At 63.2% G+C, this 18704-nt stretch carries 16 protein-coding genes and 2 pseudogenes; 10 read left to right on the top strand and 8 right to left on the bottom strand.

Annotation, left to right across the window (positions count from 1 at the left end):
- The first annotated feature begins 40 nt into the window (after positions 1–40).
- The 5 genes from CK228_RS24115 to CK228_RS24135 all read left to right on the top strand — a co-directional run bounded on the left by CK228_RS24115 (position 41) and on the right by CK228_RS24135 (position 4758).
- Positions 41–832 carry an ABC transporter ATP-binding protein gene (locus tag CK228_RS24115; RefSeq protein WP_095789468.1) on the top strand — a complete coding sequence of 264 codons (792 nt, stop codon included), beginning with the start codon at positions 41–43 and terminating at the stop codon, positions 830–832.
- Between the two features lie 24 nt (positions 833–856).
- Positions 857–2104 (top strand): SfnB family sulfur acquisition oxidoreductase, encoded by a 1248-nt coding sequence (locus CK228_RS24120; RefSeq protein ID WP_095771625.1) that lies wholly within the window; start codon positions 857–859, stop codon positions 2102–2104.
- A 62-nt stretch (positions 2105–2166) separates the two neighbouring features.
- Positions 2167–2727 carry an FMN reductase gene (gene msuE / locus CK228_RS24125; protein WP_095789469.1) on the top strand — a complete coding sequence of 187 codons (561 nt, stop codon included), beginning with the start codon at positions 2167–2169 and terminating at the stop codon, positions 2725–2727.
- Positions 2728–2843: 116 nt separating this feature from the next.
- Positions 2844–3329: a hypothetical protein gene (locus CK228_RS24130; RefSeq protein ID WP_095789470.1), complete on the top strand. Its 486-nt coding sequence runs from the start codon at positions 2844–2846 to the stop codon at positions 3327–3329.
- 217 nt (positions 3330–3546) lie between these two features.
- Positions 3547–4758 (top strand): epoxide hydrolase family protein, encoded by a 1212-nt coding sequence (locus CK228_RS24135; protein ID WP_095789471.1) that lies wholly within the window; start codon positions 3547–3549, stop codon positions 4756–4758.
- A 36-nt stretch (positions 4759–4794) separates the two neighbouring features.
- Here CK228_RS24135 and CK228_RS24140 read toward each other — a convergent pair whose 3' ends face one another.
- A complete protein-coding gene (locus CK228_RS24140) occupies positions 4795–5469 on the bottom strand; it encodes a helix-turn-helix domain-containing protein (protein ID WP_095789472.1) in 675 nt (224 codons plus the stop codon).
- Positions 5470–5618: 149 nt separating this feature from the next.
- Complete coding sequence (locus CK228_RS24145) at positions 5619–6278, bottom strand: TetR/AcrR family transcriptional regulator (protein WP_179296024.1); 660 nt, start codon at positions 6276–6278, stop codon at positions 5619–5621.
- A 240-nt stretch (positions 6279–6518) separates the two neighbouring features.
- Here CK228_RS24145 and CK228_RS24150 point away from each other — a divergent pair, with 240 nt between their 5' ends.
- From CK228_RS24150 to CK228_RS24160, 3 genes are all read left to right on the top strand, one after another.
- The gene (locus tag CK228_RS24150) at positions 6519–7958 is read left to right on the top strand and encodes an aldehyde dehydrogenase family protein (RefSeq protein ID WP_095771631.1); all 1440 of its coding nucleotides are present in this window, start codon (positions 6519–6521) and stop codon (positions 7956–7958) included.
- 54 nt (positions 7959–8012) lie between these two features.
- Positions 8013–8588 (top strand): DUF1349 domain-containing protein, encoded by a 576-nt coding sequence (locus tag CK228_RS24155; protein ID WP_095789474.1) that lies wholly within the window; start codon positions 8013–8015, stop codon positions 8586–8588.
- A gap of 64 nt (positions 8589–8652) precedes the next feature.
- On the top strand, positions 8653–9645 hold the full coding sequence (locus CK228_RS24160) for a hypothetical protein (protein ID WP_095789496.1): 993 nt from the start codon (positions 8653–8655) through the stop codon (positions 9643–9645).
- Here CK228_RS24160 and CK228_RS24165 read toward each other — a convergent pair.
- The 6 genes and pseudogenes from CK228_RS24165 to CK228_RS24190 all read right to left on the bottom strand — a co-directional run.
- Positions 9628–11202 carry a glycosyltransferase gene (locus CK228_RS24165; RefSeq protein WP_095789475.1) on the bottom strand — a complete coding sequence of 525 codons (1575 nt, stop codon included), beginning with the start codon at positions 11200–11202 and terminating at the stop codon, positions 9628–9630. The genes CK228_RS24160 and CK228_RS24165 overlap by 18 nt on opposite strands.
- Positions 11199–12422 carry a glycosyltransferase family 4 protein gene (locus CK228_RS24170; RefSeq protein WP_095789497.1) on the bottom strand — a complete coding sequence of 408 codons (1224 nt, stop codon included), beginning with the start codon at positions 12420–12422 and terminating at the stop codon, positions 11199–11201. Before CK228_RS24170 ends, CK228_RS24165 begins: the two co-directional genes overlap by 4 nt.
- 170 nt (positions 12423–12592) lie before the next feature.
- Positions 12593–14122, bottom strand: a complete 1530-nt coding sequence (locus tag CK228_RS24175; RefSeq protein WP_095789476.1) for a mercuric reductase — start codon at positions 14120–14122, stop codon at positions 12593–12595.
- Entirely contained in the window at positions 14112–15461 is a 1350-nt protein-coding gene (locus tag CK228_RS24180; RefSeq protein ID WP_095789477.1) for a glucoamylase family protein, read from the bottom strand. The genes CK228_RS24175 and CK228_RS24180 overlap by 11 nt, the downstream gene beginning before the upstream one ends.
- Before the next feature lie 226 nt (positions 15462–15687).
- Positions 15688–16437: an SDR family NAD(P)-dependent oxidoreductase gene (locus CK228_RS24185; RefSeq protein WP_095789478.1), complete on the bottom strand. Its 750-nt coding sequence runs from the start codon at positions 16435–16437 to the stop codon at positions 15688–15690.
- A 101-nt stretch (positions 16438–16538) separates the two neighbouring features.
- A pseudogene (locus CK228_RS24190) lies at positions 16539–16730 on the bottom strand (helix-turn-helix transcriptional regulator); the annotation flags it as partial.
- A gap of 34 nt (positions 16731–16764) precedes the next feature.
- On the opposite strand from CK228_RS24190, the pseudogene CK228_RS36455 reads away from it, so the two are divergent.
- Both CK228_RS36455 and CK228_RS24195 read left to right on the top strand, forming a co-directional pair.
- Positions 16765–16851: pseudogene (locus CK228_RS36455) on the top strand (3-oxoacyl-ACP reductase); the annotation flags it as partial.
- Between the two features lie 335 nt (positions 16852–17186).
- Complete coding sequence (locus CK228_RS24195) at positions 17187–18500, top strand: O-antigen ligase (protein WP_095789479.1); 1314 nt, start codon at positions 17187–17189, stop codon at positions 18498–18500.
- The last annotated feature ends 204 nt before the right edge of the window (positions 18501–18704 follow it).

Raw genomic sequence — 18704 nt, forward strand, 5'->3', positions numbered from 1 at the left:
CCCGTTCCTTACGGTTTTCGAACCGCGGAAGAAGAGCCCCATGCCGGACAATGACGTCATCCTTGCGGTGGACACGATTCATGCCACCTATAACCACGCCATCACGGCGCTGCATGGCGTCAGCTTCGAGATCAGGCGCGGCGAAATCCTGGCGCTGCTCGGCGCCAACGGCGCCGGCAAGACCACCACGCTGAGGGCCGTCTCCAACCTGCTGCCGGCCGAGCGTGGACAGGTCAACGCCGGCACCGTCCGCTATGACGGCGCCGATGTCTCACGCCGCAAGCCGGGCGACCTGGTGCGCGACGGCTTGGTTCCGGTGCTGGAAGGCCGCCACTGCTTCAAGAGCCTCACCGTCGAGGAAAACCTGGTCGCCGGCGGCATCGGCCGCAGCGGTCGCCGTGCCGAGATCAGCGGGGACCTCGAACAGGTCTACGCCTATTTTCCCCGGCTGAAGGAAAAGCGCCGGACATTATCCGGCCTGACCTCGGGCGGCGAACAGCAGATGACCGCGATCGGCCGGGCGCTGATGTCGCGGCCGCGCCTGTTGGTCCTCGACGAACCGTCGATGGGGCTCGCCCCGCTCATCGTCCAGGACATCTTTCAGACGCTGAGGAAACTGAACCGCGAGAGCGGCCTGTCGATCCTGGTCGCCGAGCAGAACTCCGCTGTCGCGCTGCGCTATGCCGACCACGCCACGGTGCTCGAAAACGGCGTCTCTGTTCTCGCCGGCGCGGCCGCCGATCTTCGCCAGCGCGAGGATGTCCGCGCCTTCTATCTCGGCCAACAACCGTCGCCGGCTGCGAAGCCAACCCATCTCCATGCCGTTGCCTGAAACGAAATCTCGAGGAGCAGCAATATGACCGTCTCTACCGTCAAGACAGACCACGCCTCCGCCGCCGTGCCGCCGGTCGCAAGGCCGTCGGCGCCGGCCCACATCATCCGGGATGATGCCGAAGCGATCGCGGTCGCCCGCGCCCTCGCCGCCGAATTCGTCAAGGACTCCTCCCGGCGCGACCGCGAGCGGATCTGGCCGGTCGCCGAACTCGACGCCTTCTCGCAGAGCGGCCTGTGGTCGATCAACGTACCCAAGGCATTCGGCGGACCGGAGGTGTCTTATGCGACGCTGGCCAAGGTGATCGAGATCATCTCGGCTGCGGATTCCTCGATCGGCCAGATCGCCCAGAACCATCTCGGCGTCGTCGCTGCGATCCGCACCGTTTCCGACGCGGACCAGCAGAAGCTGCTGTTCGCCGAGGTGCTGAAAGGCACGCGGTTCGGCAACGCCTTTTCCGAGTTCGGTTCCAAGCGCGCCGCCGATTTCGAGACCCGTTTCACCGATGCCGGCGACCATGTCGTCGTCAACGGCCGCAAATTCTATTCCTCCGGCGCGTTGCTTGCCCATCTGGTGCCGATCGTGGCGCTCGATGACGAGGGCCGCGCCTGGTATGCGATTGCCGACCGGGCAGCGCCAGGCCTGACCGTCATCGACGACTGGTCGAGCTTCGGCCAGCGCACGACCTTGTCCGGCACCGTCATCATCGACAACGTCAAGGTGCCGAAGACTTTTCTGGTGCCCGGCTACAAGGGCTACGACAGACCGACCGCCGACGGCGCCATCTTCCAGATCATCCAGGTGGCGGTCGACACCGGCATCGCCCAGGCGGCCATCGACGAAACGGTTCACTTCGTCAGGACCAGAAGCCGCGCCTGGATCGACAGCGGCGTCGACAATGCCTGGGACGACCCCTACACCATCCAGGCGGTCGGCGACCTGACATTGCGCCTGCACGCAGCGCAGGCACTGCTCGAAAAAGCGGGCCTGGCGATCGACAAGGCGGTGGCCGAGCCGACCGCCGAAACGGTGGCGCATGCGCAGATCGTCACGGCGGAAGCAAAAATCCTGTCGACCGAGATCGCCATTGCCGCCACCAACAAGCTGTTCGAACTGGCCGGCACCCGCTCGACGCTGGCCGAGCACAATCTCGACAGGCATTGGCGCAATGCCCGCACCCACACGCTGCACGATCCGGTACGCTGGAAGTACTCGATCCTCGGCAAATATTTCCTCAATGGCGAAAACCCGCCGCTGCACGCCTGGAGCTGATTTCCCTCGGCGGGCCATGTGGCCCGCCATTTCCAACTTCGACATCCGAGAGGCCCACTGCCATGTCAAACCCCACAGTCGTCGGTTTTTCCGGCAACATCACCCGGCCGTCAAAGACGCGCTCCTTCGTCGAATTGGTCACCAGGGACATCGCCGCGCGCCATGGCCTGTCGGCTGTCACCTACGATATCGAGGATCTCGGTCCATCGCTCGGCACCGCACGGTGGGCGCGCGACCTCGACAGCCAGGCGCAGCCGATCCTGGCGCAGATCCTCGCCGCTGATGCGCTGGTGGTCGGTTCGCCGACCTACAAGGGCAGCTATACCGGCCTGTTCAAGCACTTCTTCGACCTGATCGACCCGGCAGCACTCCGCGGAAAGCCCGTCCTGTTGACAGCGACCGGTGGCGGCGAGCGCCATGCCCTGATCGTCGAGCATCAGCTGCGGCCGCTGTTCGGTTTCTTCGAGGCCTTTGCCTTGCCGACAGCCGTCTATGCCACCGACAAGGATTTCACCGACGGCGTGCTGCGCTCCGAGGCGATCCTGAAGCGCGCGGCGCAGGCGGTGGATGAGGTCGGCTTCGTGCTGGCCAATCGCTCGACAAGCAGGGTCGCCGCCGAATAGCGGCCCGACAGCGGATTTCACCGATTGAAATCGGCACCGGTGGTGCCGTCGCTTACGTGCAATTTACGACCGCCCGCTACAAAGTTCCTGTCTGATTCGTCCGGGACAGGAACACCATGAGCAAAGCCCTCACGACCTTCGCACTCGTTGCCGTGCTGACCGCCCTGCTCATGGCGCTGAGCCTGGCGGTGGCCCGTCACGGCTATCCCTATGGCGCGATCGGCGTCAGGCGGCTCGACGGCATCGCCGATGCCGGAACCTTCATTCCGCTCGCCGCCGTCTTCTTCTTCAGCGCGCTGTTGATGATGATCCTGCCGATCCGCGCCGCCAGCATCGTCCTTACCCATGCGGCCGACGCGATCTTCTGGACGGTGATCGTGCTGTTTGCCACCATCGTCGGCGGCCTTCTCGCCCGATGGGCCTTCGGCCAGGGCAGCGCTCTCCTGGCCTTGCTGAACTGGCGGTTCCTGTTTGCCGTCGCCATCGTCGGCTGTCACTTCGTCATGAACGAATTGCGCCGCAACGTGCTGTTGCGCAGCCTGTTCTTCGTGGTCTTCGCCGCCGCGACGCTCGCCTGCCTGTTCTGGTCGTTCACCCTCTAGAAAAAGCGGAATATTCGTCAGCCTCCATCCTCTGTTGCCGGGTGGCGGAACGCCGCACCGCATACCGTTTCGTCGTGCATCCCTCATGCCTCAACGGGCGCGAGAATGAGACCTGTCGCGTGCTCGTCTCGTCCGGATGAATTGCGCAAATTTACAATCCGCGCTGCCGCCGTTCCCATACTTTGGCTCCATCGAAAAAGAACAAGGAGCTGCGAGAATGAGCCGCCGCGAATTTGCCAAAAGCCTCATCGCGGCAGCCCTTCTCGGCGGTCTCGCCGATCGCAGCGCCTTCTCACAGGAGAACACGACAATGGCCAAGCCGACCCCGTTCAAGATTGCCGTTTCCGATGACCAGCTCGCCGATCTCACGACGCGCCTGAGCCACACCCGCTGGCCGGATGAGCCCGCCGGAGCGGGATGGATGACTGGCACAAATCTCGATTACATGAAGAAGCTGACCGACTACTGGCTCCATGACTATGATTGGCGAAAGGCCGAAGCGGGCCTGAACGCATTGCCGAATTACAAGGTCGATATCGAGGGCATCGACCTCCATTTCGTCCATCAGCCGTCGAGAAAGAAGGGCGCGACGGCAATCCTTCTGCTGCATGGCTGGCCGGACAGTTTTTACCGCTATCACAAGGTCGTGGATGCCCTGGCGGAGGAGTTTCACGTCGTCGTGCCGTCCATTCCGGGGACCGGCTTCTCCGGCAGAACGGCTCTGCCCGCCGACAAGGTGGCCGACATTTTTGCAAACCTCATGAATGACATCCTGGGTTACGACAGCTTCATCGTGGCTGGCGGTGACCTGGGGTCGGTAATCGCCATGTCGCTGGCGCAGCGCCACCCGGACAAGCTTATCGGCTCCCACCTGACCGATGTGGGCTACCCGGACCAGACCACGGATTTTGGCGCCCTCAGCGGGCTGGAGCAAGGTTATGCCGGCGCGATCCAGCAATGGTTCTTCATGCACGGCGCCTTTAATCTGGTCCAGGCGACGAAGCCGCAAAGCATCGCCTTCGCCATGAACGATTCGCCCGTCGGACTTGCCGCATGGATCATGAGCTTCATGGCCGGGATGGGGGTCGGCGATGAGGCCGACGCCAGATTTGGTCGCGACGAGCTTTTGACCAACATCATGATCTATTGGCTGACGGAAACGGCGGCCTCGTCCTTCCGCATTTACAATCAGAACGCGATGCAGCAGCCGACCATCAAGGGAAACAACACGGGGGTGCCGGTGGCGGTGGCGACCGAAGTGCCGATCCCGGGCGGCGTTCGCTTGCCGCGCGAATGGGCGGACCGCCAGACCTCGGGAAATGTCGCGCAATTTCACGATATGGAGAAAGCGGGCCATTTCGCCGCGTGGGAAGATCCCGCATTCTATGTCGAAGACATCAAGCAATTCGCCGCACTCGTCACGAAATAGCGCCGTGAATCCGCCGGGCGAAACCTTCGCCCGGCGTCAGATCTTGTGAACCGCATCGAGGTTTGAGGGCAGAGAACCCATGATCCTCTTTATGGATTTGATCATGTGCGGTTGATCCGTATAGCCAAGATCGAAAGCCACGGCTGTGGCACTATGGCCGGCTTTCAAACGCCGAACCGCTTCCTGGGCGCGGCGGATCAACTGGAAATCCTTCTGCGTAATGCCGGTGGTGTTTTTGAAATGCTGTTGCACGGAGCGTTTGGAGGCGGCCTTGGGCTTCTCGGTAAAGGCGCTGGCCACGACGTCGTCGGACGCAAGCAGCCCCGCGGCGATCATCTCGTCGACAAGAGCTTCGGCGTTCAGGAAAGTCGGTAACGGCAGTTCCACGCCATCCAATAGAAATTCGTCTTCTTCTACATCCAGAAAACGGACCGTCGCGCCGGTTCGCACCTCCATGTCGCGCGCAAGATAGACATGGGCGGCAAATGAGATGACAACCGAGTGCTCACCCTCGACATATGGCACGTCGACCGGCTCGGTTGCCTGGCCGCTCAAGAACACCACGGAAATCCCGTCCGGCGCGACGCTGCAGATCAGATCCCACGAACCGTCCGGTGTGGCTCTGTAAATCCCGTCGCTTAAACACACAGTTTGCCAGACAGTGTCGATCCAGGGATGGGGGGATGACCGGCTCGTATGCTTTTGGACCATGATCGGCAATTGCTCCGGCAAAACTGCGAATTCGATTCATGAATGGAGATCATACAGTCGAACCCTTGCGCGATGCTGGCTATGGGGGGTGGGCGTTCTACGGATCGCGTCTGGAAAACTGTCGGGTCAGGGCCGGCCGGCGACTGCGTCTATCGTTTGCCAGAAAGCGTCTTCTCGACGTATCGCGCGAAGTCCTCGACATCGTCCGCCGGAGGCTCCTGGCCGGTGAAGCTGCGCAGATAGGAGGCGACGTGCGCGAGACGGGTGCTCATCGGCTCATTGAGCTCAAGCGAGTAATAGCCGATCTGCATGAAATAGAGGACGCGAGCGCGCACGAAGGCGTCCTCGTCCTCATAGCCATGACGCTTGAACATGTCGCGTATGGCATTGACGCGCTCCTCGTCGGCCTCGTCGAGCGCGCGCCTGATGGTGGGTGAGCGCCGGGCCCAGGCCCTGATCGCGAAGTCCAGCCGGGGATCGAACAGCCTTTCGTCCACCCAGCATTCGAAAATGCTCATCACGCCGCGGATGACGGTCGCGGAAGGCCGCGAGGCGCGCTCGACGATGAACCTTGTGTTGGTCTGCCGCCAATAGTCCAGCAGCTGGTCGAGCAGATCCTGGCGGCTTTTGAAATACCAGTAGAAGCTGGATCGCGAGACATCGAGCTGCTGGCCAAGTGTCAGCACGCGGACGCGTTCGACACCATCCGAGATCAGTGTCTCAAGCGCCAACTTCAGCCAGTCTTCGCGCGTGGCCTTGATGTTGCCGGTGGCGCCGGCGCGCTGGATCGTCGTTTCGAGTGCTGCCATCTGTACGACGCATGACACGCCGCATCAGCCAAATCAAGGCTATGGACATAGGTGTGCAGGGCAACTCGCCTGGTCGGAAACAACGCTCCGCGGATACCAGCCGGGCTGGCTGCAACGGCTGGCCCGGGGATTTTTGTCGCGGCTGTTCGACCAGTGCGTGCTTTCCCGCAGGGCATTTGTCTGGCAAATACCAGTTCACACAGATGCCGCCGCGCGGCCAACCAGCAGGAAAGACCAGATATGGCACAGTTTCGAAAGAACCTCATCGATGGCGAATGGGTCGGCGATGCCGGCTCCCGCAACATCAACCCTTCGGACACCGGCGACGTCGTCGGCGAATATGCCTCGGCTGGGGTCGACCAGGCCAAGCAGGCAATCGCGGCGGCCAAGGCGGCGTTTCCTTCATGGTCCCGCTCCGGTCCATTGGCCCGCCATGCGGTGCTGAAAAAGGCATCCGACGAGATCATGGCGCGCAAGGACGAGATCGGCCGCAATCTGGCGCGTGAGGAAGGCAAGACGCTGGCCGAAGGCATTGGCGAGACCATCCGCGCCGCCCAGATATTCGATTTCTTTGCCGGCGAAACATTGCGCCTGACCGGAGAGATGGTGCCGAGCGTGCGGCCGGGCGTCGGCGTCGAGATCACCCGCGAGGCTGTCGGCGTGGTCGGCATCATCACGCCGTGGAATTTCCCCATCGCCATCCCCGCCTGGAAGATCGCGCCGGCACTCGCCCATGGCAACACCATCGTCTTCAAGCCGGCCGAGCTGGTTCCGGAGAGCGCCTGGTCCATCGTCGATATCCTGCACCGCGCCGGCCTGCCCAAGGGTGTGCTCAACCTCGTGATGGGCAAGGGCTCGGTGGTCGGCCAGGCGATGCTCGATAGCCCCGATGTCAACGCCATCACCTTCACCGGTTCGGTCGGCACGGGAAAACGCGTCGCCGCGGCAAGTGTCGAGCATATGCGCAAGTTCCAGCTCGAAATGGGCGGCAAGAACCCGCTGGTCGTGCTCGACGACGCCGATCTCGCGGTCGCCGTCGATTGCGCGCTCAACGGCGCCTTCTTCTCGACCGGCCAGCGCTGCACCGCCTCGTCCAGGCTGATCGTGACCGAAGGTATCCATGACCGTTTCGTCGATGCGCTGAAGGAGCGGATGGGCAAGCTGGTGATCGGTGATGCGCTCGATGCGCAGACCCAGATTGGCCCGGTCGTCGACGCGACCCAGCTGAAGCAGGACGAGGATTATATCGCCATCGGCGTCAGGGAGGGCGCCACGCTCGCCTTCGGCGGCGAACGGCTCGACCGCAAGACGCCCGGCTTCTACCTCAGCCCGGCCCTGCTGACCGAAGCCACCAATGGCATGCGCAGCTCGCGCGAGGAGATTTTCGGCCCAGTCGCCAGCGTCATCCGCGTCAAGGATTTTGACGAGGCGCTTGCCGTCGCCAACGACACGCCTTTCGGGCTCACCTCGGGCATCTGCACCACGAGCCTGAAACATGCCACCCACTTCAAGCGCAATTCGGAGGCCGGCATGGTGATGGTCAACCTGCCGACGGCGGGCGTCGATTTCCATGTTCCCTTCGGCGGCCGCAAGGGCTCGAGCTACGGCCCGCGCGAACAGGGCCGCTATGCCATGGAGTTCTACACCACGGTAAAGACCGCCTATACATTCGCGGGCTGATCGGGCGCCGGCCTGTCGGGCCGGCGACCTTCACCACGGAACCGGCATGAGGCGATGACATTGCAGGACCTGACCTGGCTCAACCCGCCGCCGCATCACGCCATCGACGGCGATGCGGTGCGCGTGCGCACCGGCAAGGAGACCGATTTCTGGCGCGAGACCTTCTACGGTTTCTGGCGCGACAACGGCCATTTCCTGCATCGGCCGGTCGAGGGCGATTTCACCGCCGAAGTCACCGTCAAGGGCGACTACAAGGTGCTCTATGACCAGGCCGGACTGATGGTCCGGCTCGGCCAAACGCATTGGATCAAGGCTGGCATCGAATACACCGACGGCCTTGCCTATTTCTCCGTCGTCGTCACCAACGACACATCCGACTGGTCGCTGGTCGCCATTCATGCCGGTCCGAACGGCGTCAGCATCCGTCTGACCCGCCACGGCGAGGCGATCCGCGTCCAGTATCTCGACACTTCGGACGGTCGCTGGAAGCCGGTGCGGCTCGCCTATTTTCCGATCTCGAAGACGGTCGATGTCGGCATGATGTGCTGTTCGCCGCAGCGCGAGGGTTTCGAGGTCACATTCTCCGGATTTTTGGTCGGCCCGCCGATTTCCCGGGAACTCCACGGCTGACGTTCGGGCGGGAACTGGGACATTGCAGGCGCGACGGTGTCTGGGCTAAGCCTTGCCGATGGGCATGTCGCGTTGGCGGGCAAAACTCAAAAAGGCGGTGCGGTCCTGGGCGCTGAGATCTCTCGGCGTTCCGTCCGTGCTGTGGTCGCAAGGCATCGCTTGCTTCTGCGACTTCGCCGGACCCGAGTGGTATCGCAACGCGCCGACCGAATCGACGCAGAGCGAGGCCTTTTTCCGCGACCACTACAGTGGCGCGCACGGCATCGTCTGGGTGCGGCTGAGCACATTGGCCAGGGAGCGGCGAAACTGCGACCTCGATACATTCACCCGGGTCGTCTTGCCGACCATCAAGGCTCCCTTCATCCTGCTGACGACAGACGGCGATGCCTCGGTGCCGTCGGACCTGGCGAAGGACACCGTCGAGCGGCTTCTCGCCAACCCCTATCTGGTGTCCTGGTACAGCCAGAACTGCGATGGCGTTCATCCCCGGATCAATCCGTTCCCGATCGGGCTGGACCTCCATACGCCACGCTCCCTTGCGACGCCTGCCGGACTGGTGCGGCAACTGCAAACCCTGCGCGGCCGGCAAGGCAATGCGGATCGTCGTCAGCCCAGGATATTCTGTGATTTCAGCGTCAGCAGCGGCTCGAGCGAGCGTCGGGAATTGCTTGATGTCCTGGACGGATGCCCGCATGTCGACTTCCTGAAAAGACGCGTTTCGCAGCGCGGCATCTGGCAGCTGTATTCGCAATATCCGCTCGTGCTTTCGACCACGGGAAACGGCCTCGACTGCCACCGCACATGGGAGCTGCTATATCTCGGGTGCATCGTGGTGACCAAGACCTCGCCGCTCGATCCTCTCTACGAAGGCTTGCCGGTCATCATTGTCGAGGATTGGCACGAGGTCAGGGATCCAGAAGCGCCACAGCGCTGGATCGGCAAGGCCGCGCATCTGACGGACCGGGAATATTTGTGGCGGCGCCTGCGGCCGCAGGCCTATCTGGAACCCCTCAGGCAGGAACTTCGGCAGGCTGCCGCTTCACCAGGGGACGTGTAGGATCTCCAGCTTCGGCAGGCCGACCGGCCGGATGCCGAGATCGTTGGCGAGCACCCCAAAGGCTTCGGTCTCGATCAGGTCGCGGTAGGGAATTTCAGGGAAGCGAAGGCCGCCGCGATGCAGAGCGGCATCGACCAGAAGCATGGTCCCGCCGACCGCATCGAGGCCGATGATGTCGAGATGCCTGACATCGCTCAGGTGATATCGATATGGTGTCTCCCTGGGAGGCTGGTGCAGACCGCCGCGTATCTCGCGGTAATAGCGATAATCCCTGGTCTGCCGTCGGATAACGAAACTGTTGAGGTCGAAGCTGCTGCCGCCGGCGATCTTCACGCAGTTGGGCACAGCGATGCGATGCCGCGTGGCGATCAGCCGGTTCAGCACATCGCCGGGAAAGCGCCAGACGTCGATATCGATCCACAGCGCCCAGTCGTCGTCTTCCTTCAGCCCGTGGTCGATGAGGTAATTTCGCACCTTGGCAATCGCGCCGCGCCTCACGCGTCGCATCCTCGGCTTGGCCCGTTTTGCCCTGTCCAGCCTGGTGCCGACATGTCGTTGCAGCAGCACGATATCGCGATATTTGCCGGCCAGTCCCGCCGTCGCGGCCTGCAGCCGTTCCCAGCTGCCATCCAGGCTGTCGCCTTCGCAGAAGACCAGCTTGAGCCTGTCCTTGGGGTAGTCGAGCCCGTCCAGCGCATCGAGAAAGGGTTGGATGAGGTCGGCGGCGTCGCGAAGCGGCACCAGAACGGCGATGTTCTGGCCCGAAGGCGGCGGCGCCGCCAGAACCGCCTTGTCGACGCCGGCTTTGGCCTCGGCCTCATCCAGATACGCGCCGCGCGTCAGCTGGTACCGGAGCCGATAGGCTTGATTGCGCAGCCTGGTCGTCCATCTCGGTGGCGGCTCCGGGATCCACCATGTGCCGGCCCAGTGATGGATCGAAAGTGCCGCAGTATCGTCGCCGGCCTCACGCTCCATGCTCCCCGCAGACGTCACCGGCGTGAACAGGCCGGAAGGGTGAATGGCCAAGGCTTCCTGATCGCCGTAGCTGCGCTGGGCGGAGGTCAAAAGGCAGGGACCGGTCGCGTCGAGCACGTCCTTGGCGCCGGCGAGCCCGGGCATCATGGCCAGGACATGCATCCAGAACGGATGCCTGGGCGGGCTGGCGATTGTTCCGTTGAACAGAAGATAGGGCAGGCCCCGGAAATCCGCCTGGACGGCCGCATGCGACGCCGGCTCCTTGCACAGCACGACACGGGTCTCATCCATGATGGGATCGAAGGCCGCGACGCATTCGCAGTCGATGTCGGCATAGACCCCGCCAAAATGATGCAGCAGCATGTAGCGGGCCGCATCCGAGCGCTGCACGCCCCTCGTGTAGCCGCAGAACATCGACAGGAAATCAGGGTAGTGCTCGGCCACGAATTCGAGCAGCATCCGGTCGCTCCAGAACATCACCGTCCAGTGCGGATTGTGCCGCTTCCAGCTGTCTGCATATGCCTGGAAGCGCGCGGGAATGGCGTCGCTCTTCCAGGTCTGGTGCAGGATTGCCGGAATCATCCAGCAGCGCCGTTTGGTCCAAGCCCGTCACGAACGGCATCGCGGATCGCTTGCGGGCCGAACCTTGCCCATACCGCCTGATGCGCCCGAAGGCGTTGCCGCGCCCTGCGTTCGGGATCGAGACAGAGTCCGATGGCCATCTCGGCAAGCGTTTCGTCGAATTGAGACAGCAACACCTCGTCATTTTCGACCAGATCCAGGCCTTCGGCCGCGATCGGCGTGGCGATCACCGGCACGCCCGCGGCCATTGCTTCCAGGATCTTGATGCGTGTGCCGCCACCCGCCGTCAGCGGGACGATGGTGAGATGCGCGCTGGACAACAGCGGCGCGACATCCGCGGGATCTTCGATGAGCTCCACACCAGGCAAGCTGGCCAATGCCTGCACTTCCGGTCGCGGGGTGCGTCCCGCCAGGACGAGCCTGGCATCCGGCAGGGCGTTTCGGATACGGGGCAATATGACACTGGCCAGCCGCTGGGCGGCATCGATGTTTGGCGGGTAGGCGAGATGGCCGATGAACACGATCACCGGAAAGCCGTTGTCGGTCGGCGGCTCGGCGGGCAGGCGCGCGCGACTGTCCCCGGGCTGCGGAATTCCGTTCGGAACAACGTCGATCGGGATCTTGTGCCGGGAAAGCGTCATCAGCTTCTGGCGATCGAGGTTCGAGCAGACCCATACCCTGTCGACAAGGGACAGTGCTTTTCTCTCGAGGAACCGGACGCCGAATGCTGCCGCGCTTCGCTTGGCACTGAGACGCCTGATCTGTCCGGCCAGGTCGGACTCGACATTGTGCATGTCGAGAATGAGCTGCTCCGCCAGCGGCCGCAGCGGCCGCAGCAGCTTGAACAGGCCGACCCCCTCGACAATGATTGTGTCAGGGCGGAATTCACGGACGAGTGCCTCAAGCCGGGTCAGCGCGGAACGCGGTATGCGATTCTCCGCCCTTGAGCGCCACCAGCCGATCGAGGCCGTGCGAGGCTCCCCCTCGATCGACAGGGCCTCGACCCGGATCAACGGATCAGGCGCATTCCTTGCCTTGTTCGGCTTCACTGAAACCAGGCAGACCGGTCCGAACCTGGCGGCCGCTTCGGCGTTGCGATAGTTTCTCAGATCCGCACCTGAAGCCGGCGGAAAGCCCGGGTCGTGCGACACGACCAGCGTACGCTTCTGGGTCGCCTGCCCGGGCTGGCCGACAGCTGGCTGCGCGCCTGTGCCGTTCAATGCGGACGCCTGGGGCTTTGTGCCAGGCAGGGGGTCCAATTCGGATGGCATTCAGAACGATTCCGTGACTGCAGGCATCAGCGCCACCTTGTTTAGCTGAACAAGGCTTTCGTCAAGCACTGTATATTTTGAATACTGCCGCGCCCCGAGCCCTCTGCGCGCGGCCAGGGTCATCGCCTCGACCAGGCCAGCCAGCGCGCCGCCAGACGCCTGCGCAAGGAGGTGAACCGGGTTCGCCTGTAGGCATCGCCCGCCATCTTGATGCCTTGTGCCTGCGTCGGGAAGGGATGGATGACGTCGGCCAGGGCTTGCAATCCCATGCCGGACCTTATGGCAAGCGTCACCGCATTGATCATCTCGCCGGCATGGGCCGCGACGACCGTCGCCCCCAGGATGCGGTCGGATCCCTCCCGTGCATGGATCTTGACGAACCCTTCCTCCTCGCCGTCCATCACGGCGCGGGCGACGTCATGCATCAGCACCGTATAGGTCTTGACCGGAATGCCGTTCTGCCGCGCCTCGATTGGATAGAGCCCGACATGGGCGATCTCCGGATCGGTATAGGTGCACCAGGGAACGACGAGGTCACTGAGCCTTTCGCGCCCGCGAAACAGGGCATTGCGCACGACAATACGTGCCGTTGCCTCGGCGGTATGGGTGAACTTGTACTCCAGGCACACATCGCCCGCCGCGTAGATGTGCGGATTGGTCGTCCTGAGGTGATCGTCCACCTTGATGCCGCTGGCGTCATACACCACCCCGGCCTCTTCCAGCCCGAGATCCCTGACATTGGGCGAACGGCCGACGCCGGTGATGATCTCGTCGACGGAGATCGTTGTCGTGTCGCCGTCCCGCAAAAGGTCGGCGTGCTTCTTGCCGCCTTCCTTGCGCACCGCCACCACCTCGGTGTTCAGGCGTACCTCCACCCCCTCGCGCGCCAGCGCGTCCGATAGGATCTGCGCGGCGTCGCGTTCCTCGCCGGGCAGGAACATCGGATCGCTCTGCGCCAGGATGACCTTCGCGCCGAGCAGGCAGAAGGCCTGCGCCGTCTCGCAGCCAAGCGGCCCGCCGCCGACGACCAGGAGCCGCTCGGGACGTTGCGTGAGGTTGAACATGCTCTCATTGTCGAGATAGCCGGCCTCGGCAAGTCCGGGGATCGCCGGCCCGCTGGGACGCGCGCCGGTCGCGACCAGGGCCTTCTTGAAATGCAGCGTCTTGCCGGCGACCAACACCGTATCGGGTCCGCCAAAGCGCGCTTCGCCGAAATAGAGGTCGATGCCTTCGGCTGTGATGGCAGCGGCCGAATCGGCACGGCTGAGCCGCTGCCGGATCTGCCGCATCCGCATCATGGCCCGTTCGAAGTCGACCGGAAGACGCGCCGGCGTGTCGCCGCCGAAATTCTCGGCATCGCGCATGTCGGCATAGAGCCGGGCCGTACGGATGATCGACTTCGACGGGATGCCGCCGACATTGATGCAGGCGCCGCCGATCAGCCCGCGCTCGATCAGCGCAACTTTCGCGCCAAGGCTTGCGGCGTCGCGCGCCGCGGTCAGCCCGGCTGGTCCGGCGCCGATGACGACGAGATTGTAGGGGCCGTCGGGCGTAGGGTTCTTCCAGTGAGGCGGATGCGCGCCTCGGACCAGGTCGACGTCGTTGCGGTCGACAGGGAAGGTGGCCGCCCTTGTCTGTTCACGCGCCATCGTAGGCTCCCGATGCGGAGCCTGACGGCTGTGCCAGCCAGCCGCCGGTGAAACCCGCTTTGTCCAGGCCGCGGCGGATGTGCCGATTGGAGCGCATCAGCTCCCAGATCAGGCGCGAGCGGTGGTTCTCGATCATCATCACCACAATGCCCTGGTCCAGCCCGTAATGGCCTTCCGACACCCAGCCGTTGCCACCGAATTTTCGCCGATTGGCCAAGGTCGGATTGAAGCCGCTCGGCAGGCGGAAATTGTCGATCACTTGCGGATAGCGCTCGCCGAGATGACGCATGGCTGCCAGGCAGATGTCAGGCGCGAAAGGCAGCGACGCTGGATAGGACCATGGCGCGATCGTCCCGTCATCCGGCCCGAACGGTGCACCGCGCGCGGCATAACCCGAAAACCGGTGCCTCCGTCGCTCGACACTGGCGCGGAAGCCGCCCGGCCCGTCTCCGGCCGAAAGGCCCCAAAGGTTCTCGCCATAACCGTCGAAGCCATAGGGGTTGTGGCGGGCGTAGTCGCGGTGGAGATAGGTCGAGCGGCGGCTGTTTTCGAAATAGTCCGAGTTCTTCTCGCGCATGAAAGCGTCGCGGATGCCGGCGAAATCGATCCAGGCATGCGAGAATTGATGCATGAACAGCGGACCGCCATAGAGCACGTCATGGCCGTAGATGTTTTCCCACTGGTAGGTTGCCGTCCAGGCTTCGTAACTGTCGTCCGAAGTCGGGCTGTCCGGCGAGGCCATCGACAGCACATAGAGGATGGTCGCCTCGTTATAGCCTTCCCAGCCATAGTGGAGAAAACCGCTCTTCGGCTTCCAGCCTTGCCGCAAGGTCGGGCTGCTGCCTTGCGCCCAGCGCCAGTCGACGCGCCGGTAGAGTGCTTCGGCCAGTCGCCGGATTTCGGCCTCCTTCTCATTCCCGCCGGAGAAATAGGCGCCGGCCACCAATATGCCGGCCATCAGCAAGGCGGTGTCCACCATCGACAGCTCGCAGCGCCAGACGCGCAGCCCGGTGCGCATGTCGAGGAAGTGGTAGTAGAAACCCTTGTGGCCGGTGACGTCATCACCACCGTTTTGCCGGCTGGCCGAGAAGAAACGCAGCGCCGCAAGCGTGAGCTCCACCGCCGCCGAGCGCGTCATCCAGCCGCGTTCGACGCCGATCGGATAGCAGGAGAGGGCGAAACCGACGACCGCGATGCTGGCCGGCGAATTCGGCCGCGATGTATCGGCGACCAGCCCGTTGTCGGGGTTCACATTCTCCAGGAAATAGCCGAAGGCCGCGCGCTGGTAGCGGTCCAGAAGTTCGTCATCGGACAGCGCTGCGGGCTCTGCTTCAGGCAAGCGATGCAATCTCCAGCCCGATGGCCGTGGGCCCTGTCGATCTCCCGGCGTCGGCACGGCGGCCATCGGTCACCGCCAAACTGTCTCGTCGTGTCATGGCTTCCCTCAAACCCTGTTCTGTCGCCAATACAGACGTCAGCGACTATAAGCCTGTCCAGTTCCGATCGTTGCCTCGTCACGCGGATTTGTAGTTGCACCGGCCAATGTGGGGATGTTCCGGCCCGGATCAATACGTGGCGCGGCCACCGGAAACGTCGAAGACGGCGGCGGTCGTGAACGAGCATTCTTCCGAGGCGATCCAGCAGATCAGCGCCGCCACTTCCTCGACCTCGCCAAAGCGCGCCATCGGAATCTTGGACAGCATGAAGTCGATGTGCTCCTGCTTCATCTGCTTGAAGATCGCTGTGCGCACAGCCGCCGGCGTCACGCAATTCACCGTCACCTTGGTCTTGGCCAGTTCCTTGCCGAGCGACTTGGTCAGCCCGATCACGGCGGCTTTGGACGTGCTGTAGGCGGAAGCGTTGGGATTGCCTTCCTTGCCGGCGATCGAGGCGATGTTGACGATGCGGCCATAATTGCGTTCCAGCATGTGCGGCACCAGCGCCTTGTTGCAGTAGAAGACGCCGTTGATGTTGATGTCGATGACCTGCTGCCAATCCTCGGTCGAATAGGCCCAGGTTGTCATGTTCGGTCCGGTGATGGCCGCGCTGGTCACCAGAATGTCGACGCCGCCAAGCGCTTCGATCGTCCTTGCGGCGGCGCCTTCGACGCCGGCGGCATCGGCGACGTCAATGGCGACACCATGCAGGCCAGGGATGAGAGTTTTCGCCTGTTCGATCTGGGCCGGATCACGGTCCCAGACGCAGACGCGCCCGCCTTCCTCGACGATCCGTTGTGCGACCGCCAGGCCGATGCCCGAGGCTCCGCCGGTGATGACGGCTGACCGGCCAGCGAAGCGTCCCGCGAAGTTCAACATATATCTTCCTCCCAATCGGTGGCGAATGTGAAGTCAACGGCAACCAAGTTCAAGGCGGGATCGGGCTCGCCGAACGGGATATTGGTAGGCCAGCAGGGGCGCTATCGGTGCTGAAAGAACTGCAAAAACAGCTCCCGCTCGGTGGTGATGTCGAGCTTTTCCTGGATGCGCCGGCGGTGGTTGTTGACGGTTCCGACGGTGATGCCGAGACGCTCGGCGATGTTGGCTGTCGGATGGCCGGCGAGGACCAGCTGCACCAGTTCCCGCTCGCGCAGCGACAGTTCCGGCCACAGGCTTTCATGGACTTCGAGGGCACGCAGCCCTGGGGCTCCACTGGCGGTGTTCCTCTGCTCGGATTTGGCCACGGGCATCACCATGGAAAACATCCAGATCACCGGCGGAGCACTGTGGTAGCGTTCTCGTTGCTGATCCAGGCGGCTGTCGCGGGACGGACCACCGGCTGCTCTCTCGCCGTCCGCTAGGGTAATTCCAGGAAAAGTGTGAACGGTTTTCCGTCCGGAATAGCGTCAAAACAAAGAGTTAGAGCGGTTCGCCGTTTCCGTTAAACGGTGAACTGCCCTGATGTAAGACAAGGTGACCGGATTTGCCATTGAGCATGCGGTGCGATAGGTTATATTGCACTGCACAATGGAGATGCCGTTTATTGCACGCCCCTCTTTGCGGATATGCCGGCTGGCCTGCCGCCTGCCGGATTTGCTGGTCTTGGGCCGCGCCGACCGGACTCTGAGATGAAAATTCCAAAGTCCCTGCTGGTCGATCCCGAGAGGAACTCGGTCTACGGCGCTTTTGCCGTTGCCGTTTCGATCTGGGCGTTCTCCTATTCCGTCATTTTCGGCCAGGTGCTGATCCTGGCCTACTACGCCGTCTGGCTTCCGCTCGTCCTGGTCGACTACCGGCGCTTCCTGCGCCAGCTCTCCAGCGCCTGGCTGCCGCTGCTGTTCGCGGCGTATATCTGTTTTTCCATCTTCTGGTCGCAGGCGCCCGGCGTCACCGCCAGAACGGCGGTCCAGTACCTGTCCCACATCGCCTGTGCCTATGTCGCGGCGCGCACCGTCAGCGTGCGCACCCTGACGCTCGGCGCCCTGGTCGGGATTTTCTTCGTCATGCTCTATTCGCTCAAGGTCGGGGCCTATTCCGAGGACGTCCTTGACGGCACCTACAATTTCGTCGGCGCTTTTGCCTCCAAGAACCAGATCGGCTTCGTCGGCTCGCTCGGCATCTATTTCTCCGTGGTGTTCCTCGCTTTCCTGCGGCGTGGCCGGCTGAGTTTCATCCTGACCGTGCCTGTCGTGCTGTTGTCGGCCTACCTGCTGGTCATTTCGCATTCCGCCACGTCGATGGCCTCGATACCGGCGGTCCTGGCGCTGATCGCGCTTCTTGCCATGACCAAGCTTTTGTCACGGCGCTATCGCCGGGTGATCTTCCTGGTCGGCGCCGGCCTGATCGTGGTGGTGGCCGTTGTGGCCCTCAATCTCGGGCTCATGGACTTCGTGCTTGGCCTCTTCGGCAAGGATTCGACGCTCACCGGGCGGACCTATCTGTGGGAGCAGGGCTGGAACGCCGCGCAGCGCTCGCCGATCCTCGGCGTCGGCTATGCCGCCTATTGGGTGCAGGGCTTTGCCGAGGCCGAGCGGCTGTGGAATGAATTCTACATCACCACCCGCACCGGCTTCCATTTCCACAACACCTATGTCGAGGCGCTTGTCGAACTCGGCTTCACCGGAGCGGTGATGATCTCGCTGATCATGCTGCGCACGCTCTACGGCCATGTCTCCACGGTGATTTTCAAGGCATGGCAGGCCGAATCGGTGGTGCTGTTCGGCGTGATGGTGTTGCTGCTCATCCGCTCCTTTGTCGAGGTCGAGGTCCTCAACCCCTACATTATGGGCTCCTTCCTGATGTATTTCAGCTACTTCAAGCTGGCACGGCTGCCGGTCACCCGCACGCGCTGGTCGCCGGCCTTCGAGCCGGCGGACGCGGCAAGGGGCGACCCGGCCTGGCCCCGGCATGTCGGCCGTCCGGCCGCCGCCGATCCATCATGAGCCCATCCACGTCGCCCAAAGACGCATAGCGCCTTGCGGCAACGAGACATTCCCGTCCTTCGAGGCGGCGCGCTCTGGAGCAATTCCAGGAAAAGTGTGAGCGGTTTTTGGAGTGCGCCCCTCGGAGCGGACAGCTTGACTAAGCAGAATTGACTTGGAAGCCGGGCTTTCGAAGGATGGAAGCCATGACTGCACATCGCGCGC

Origin of the sequence: Mesorhizobium sp. WSM4312, assembly GCF_002294875.1 — a bacterium.
Classification (GTDB): Bacteria; Pseudomonadota; Alphaproteobacteria; order Rhizobiales; family Rhizobiaceae; genus Mesorhizobium.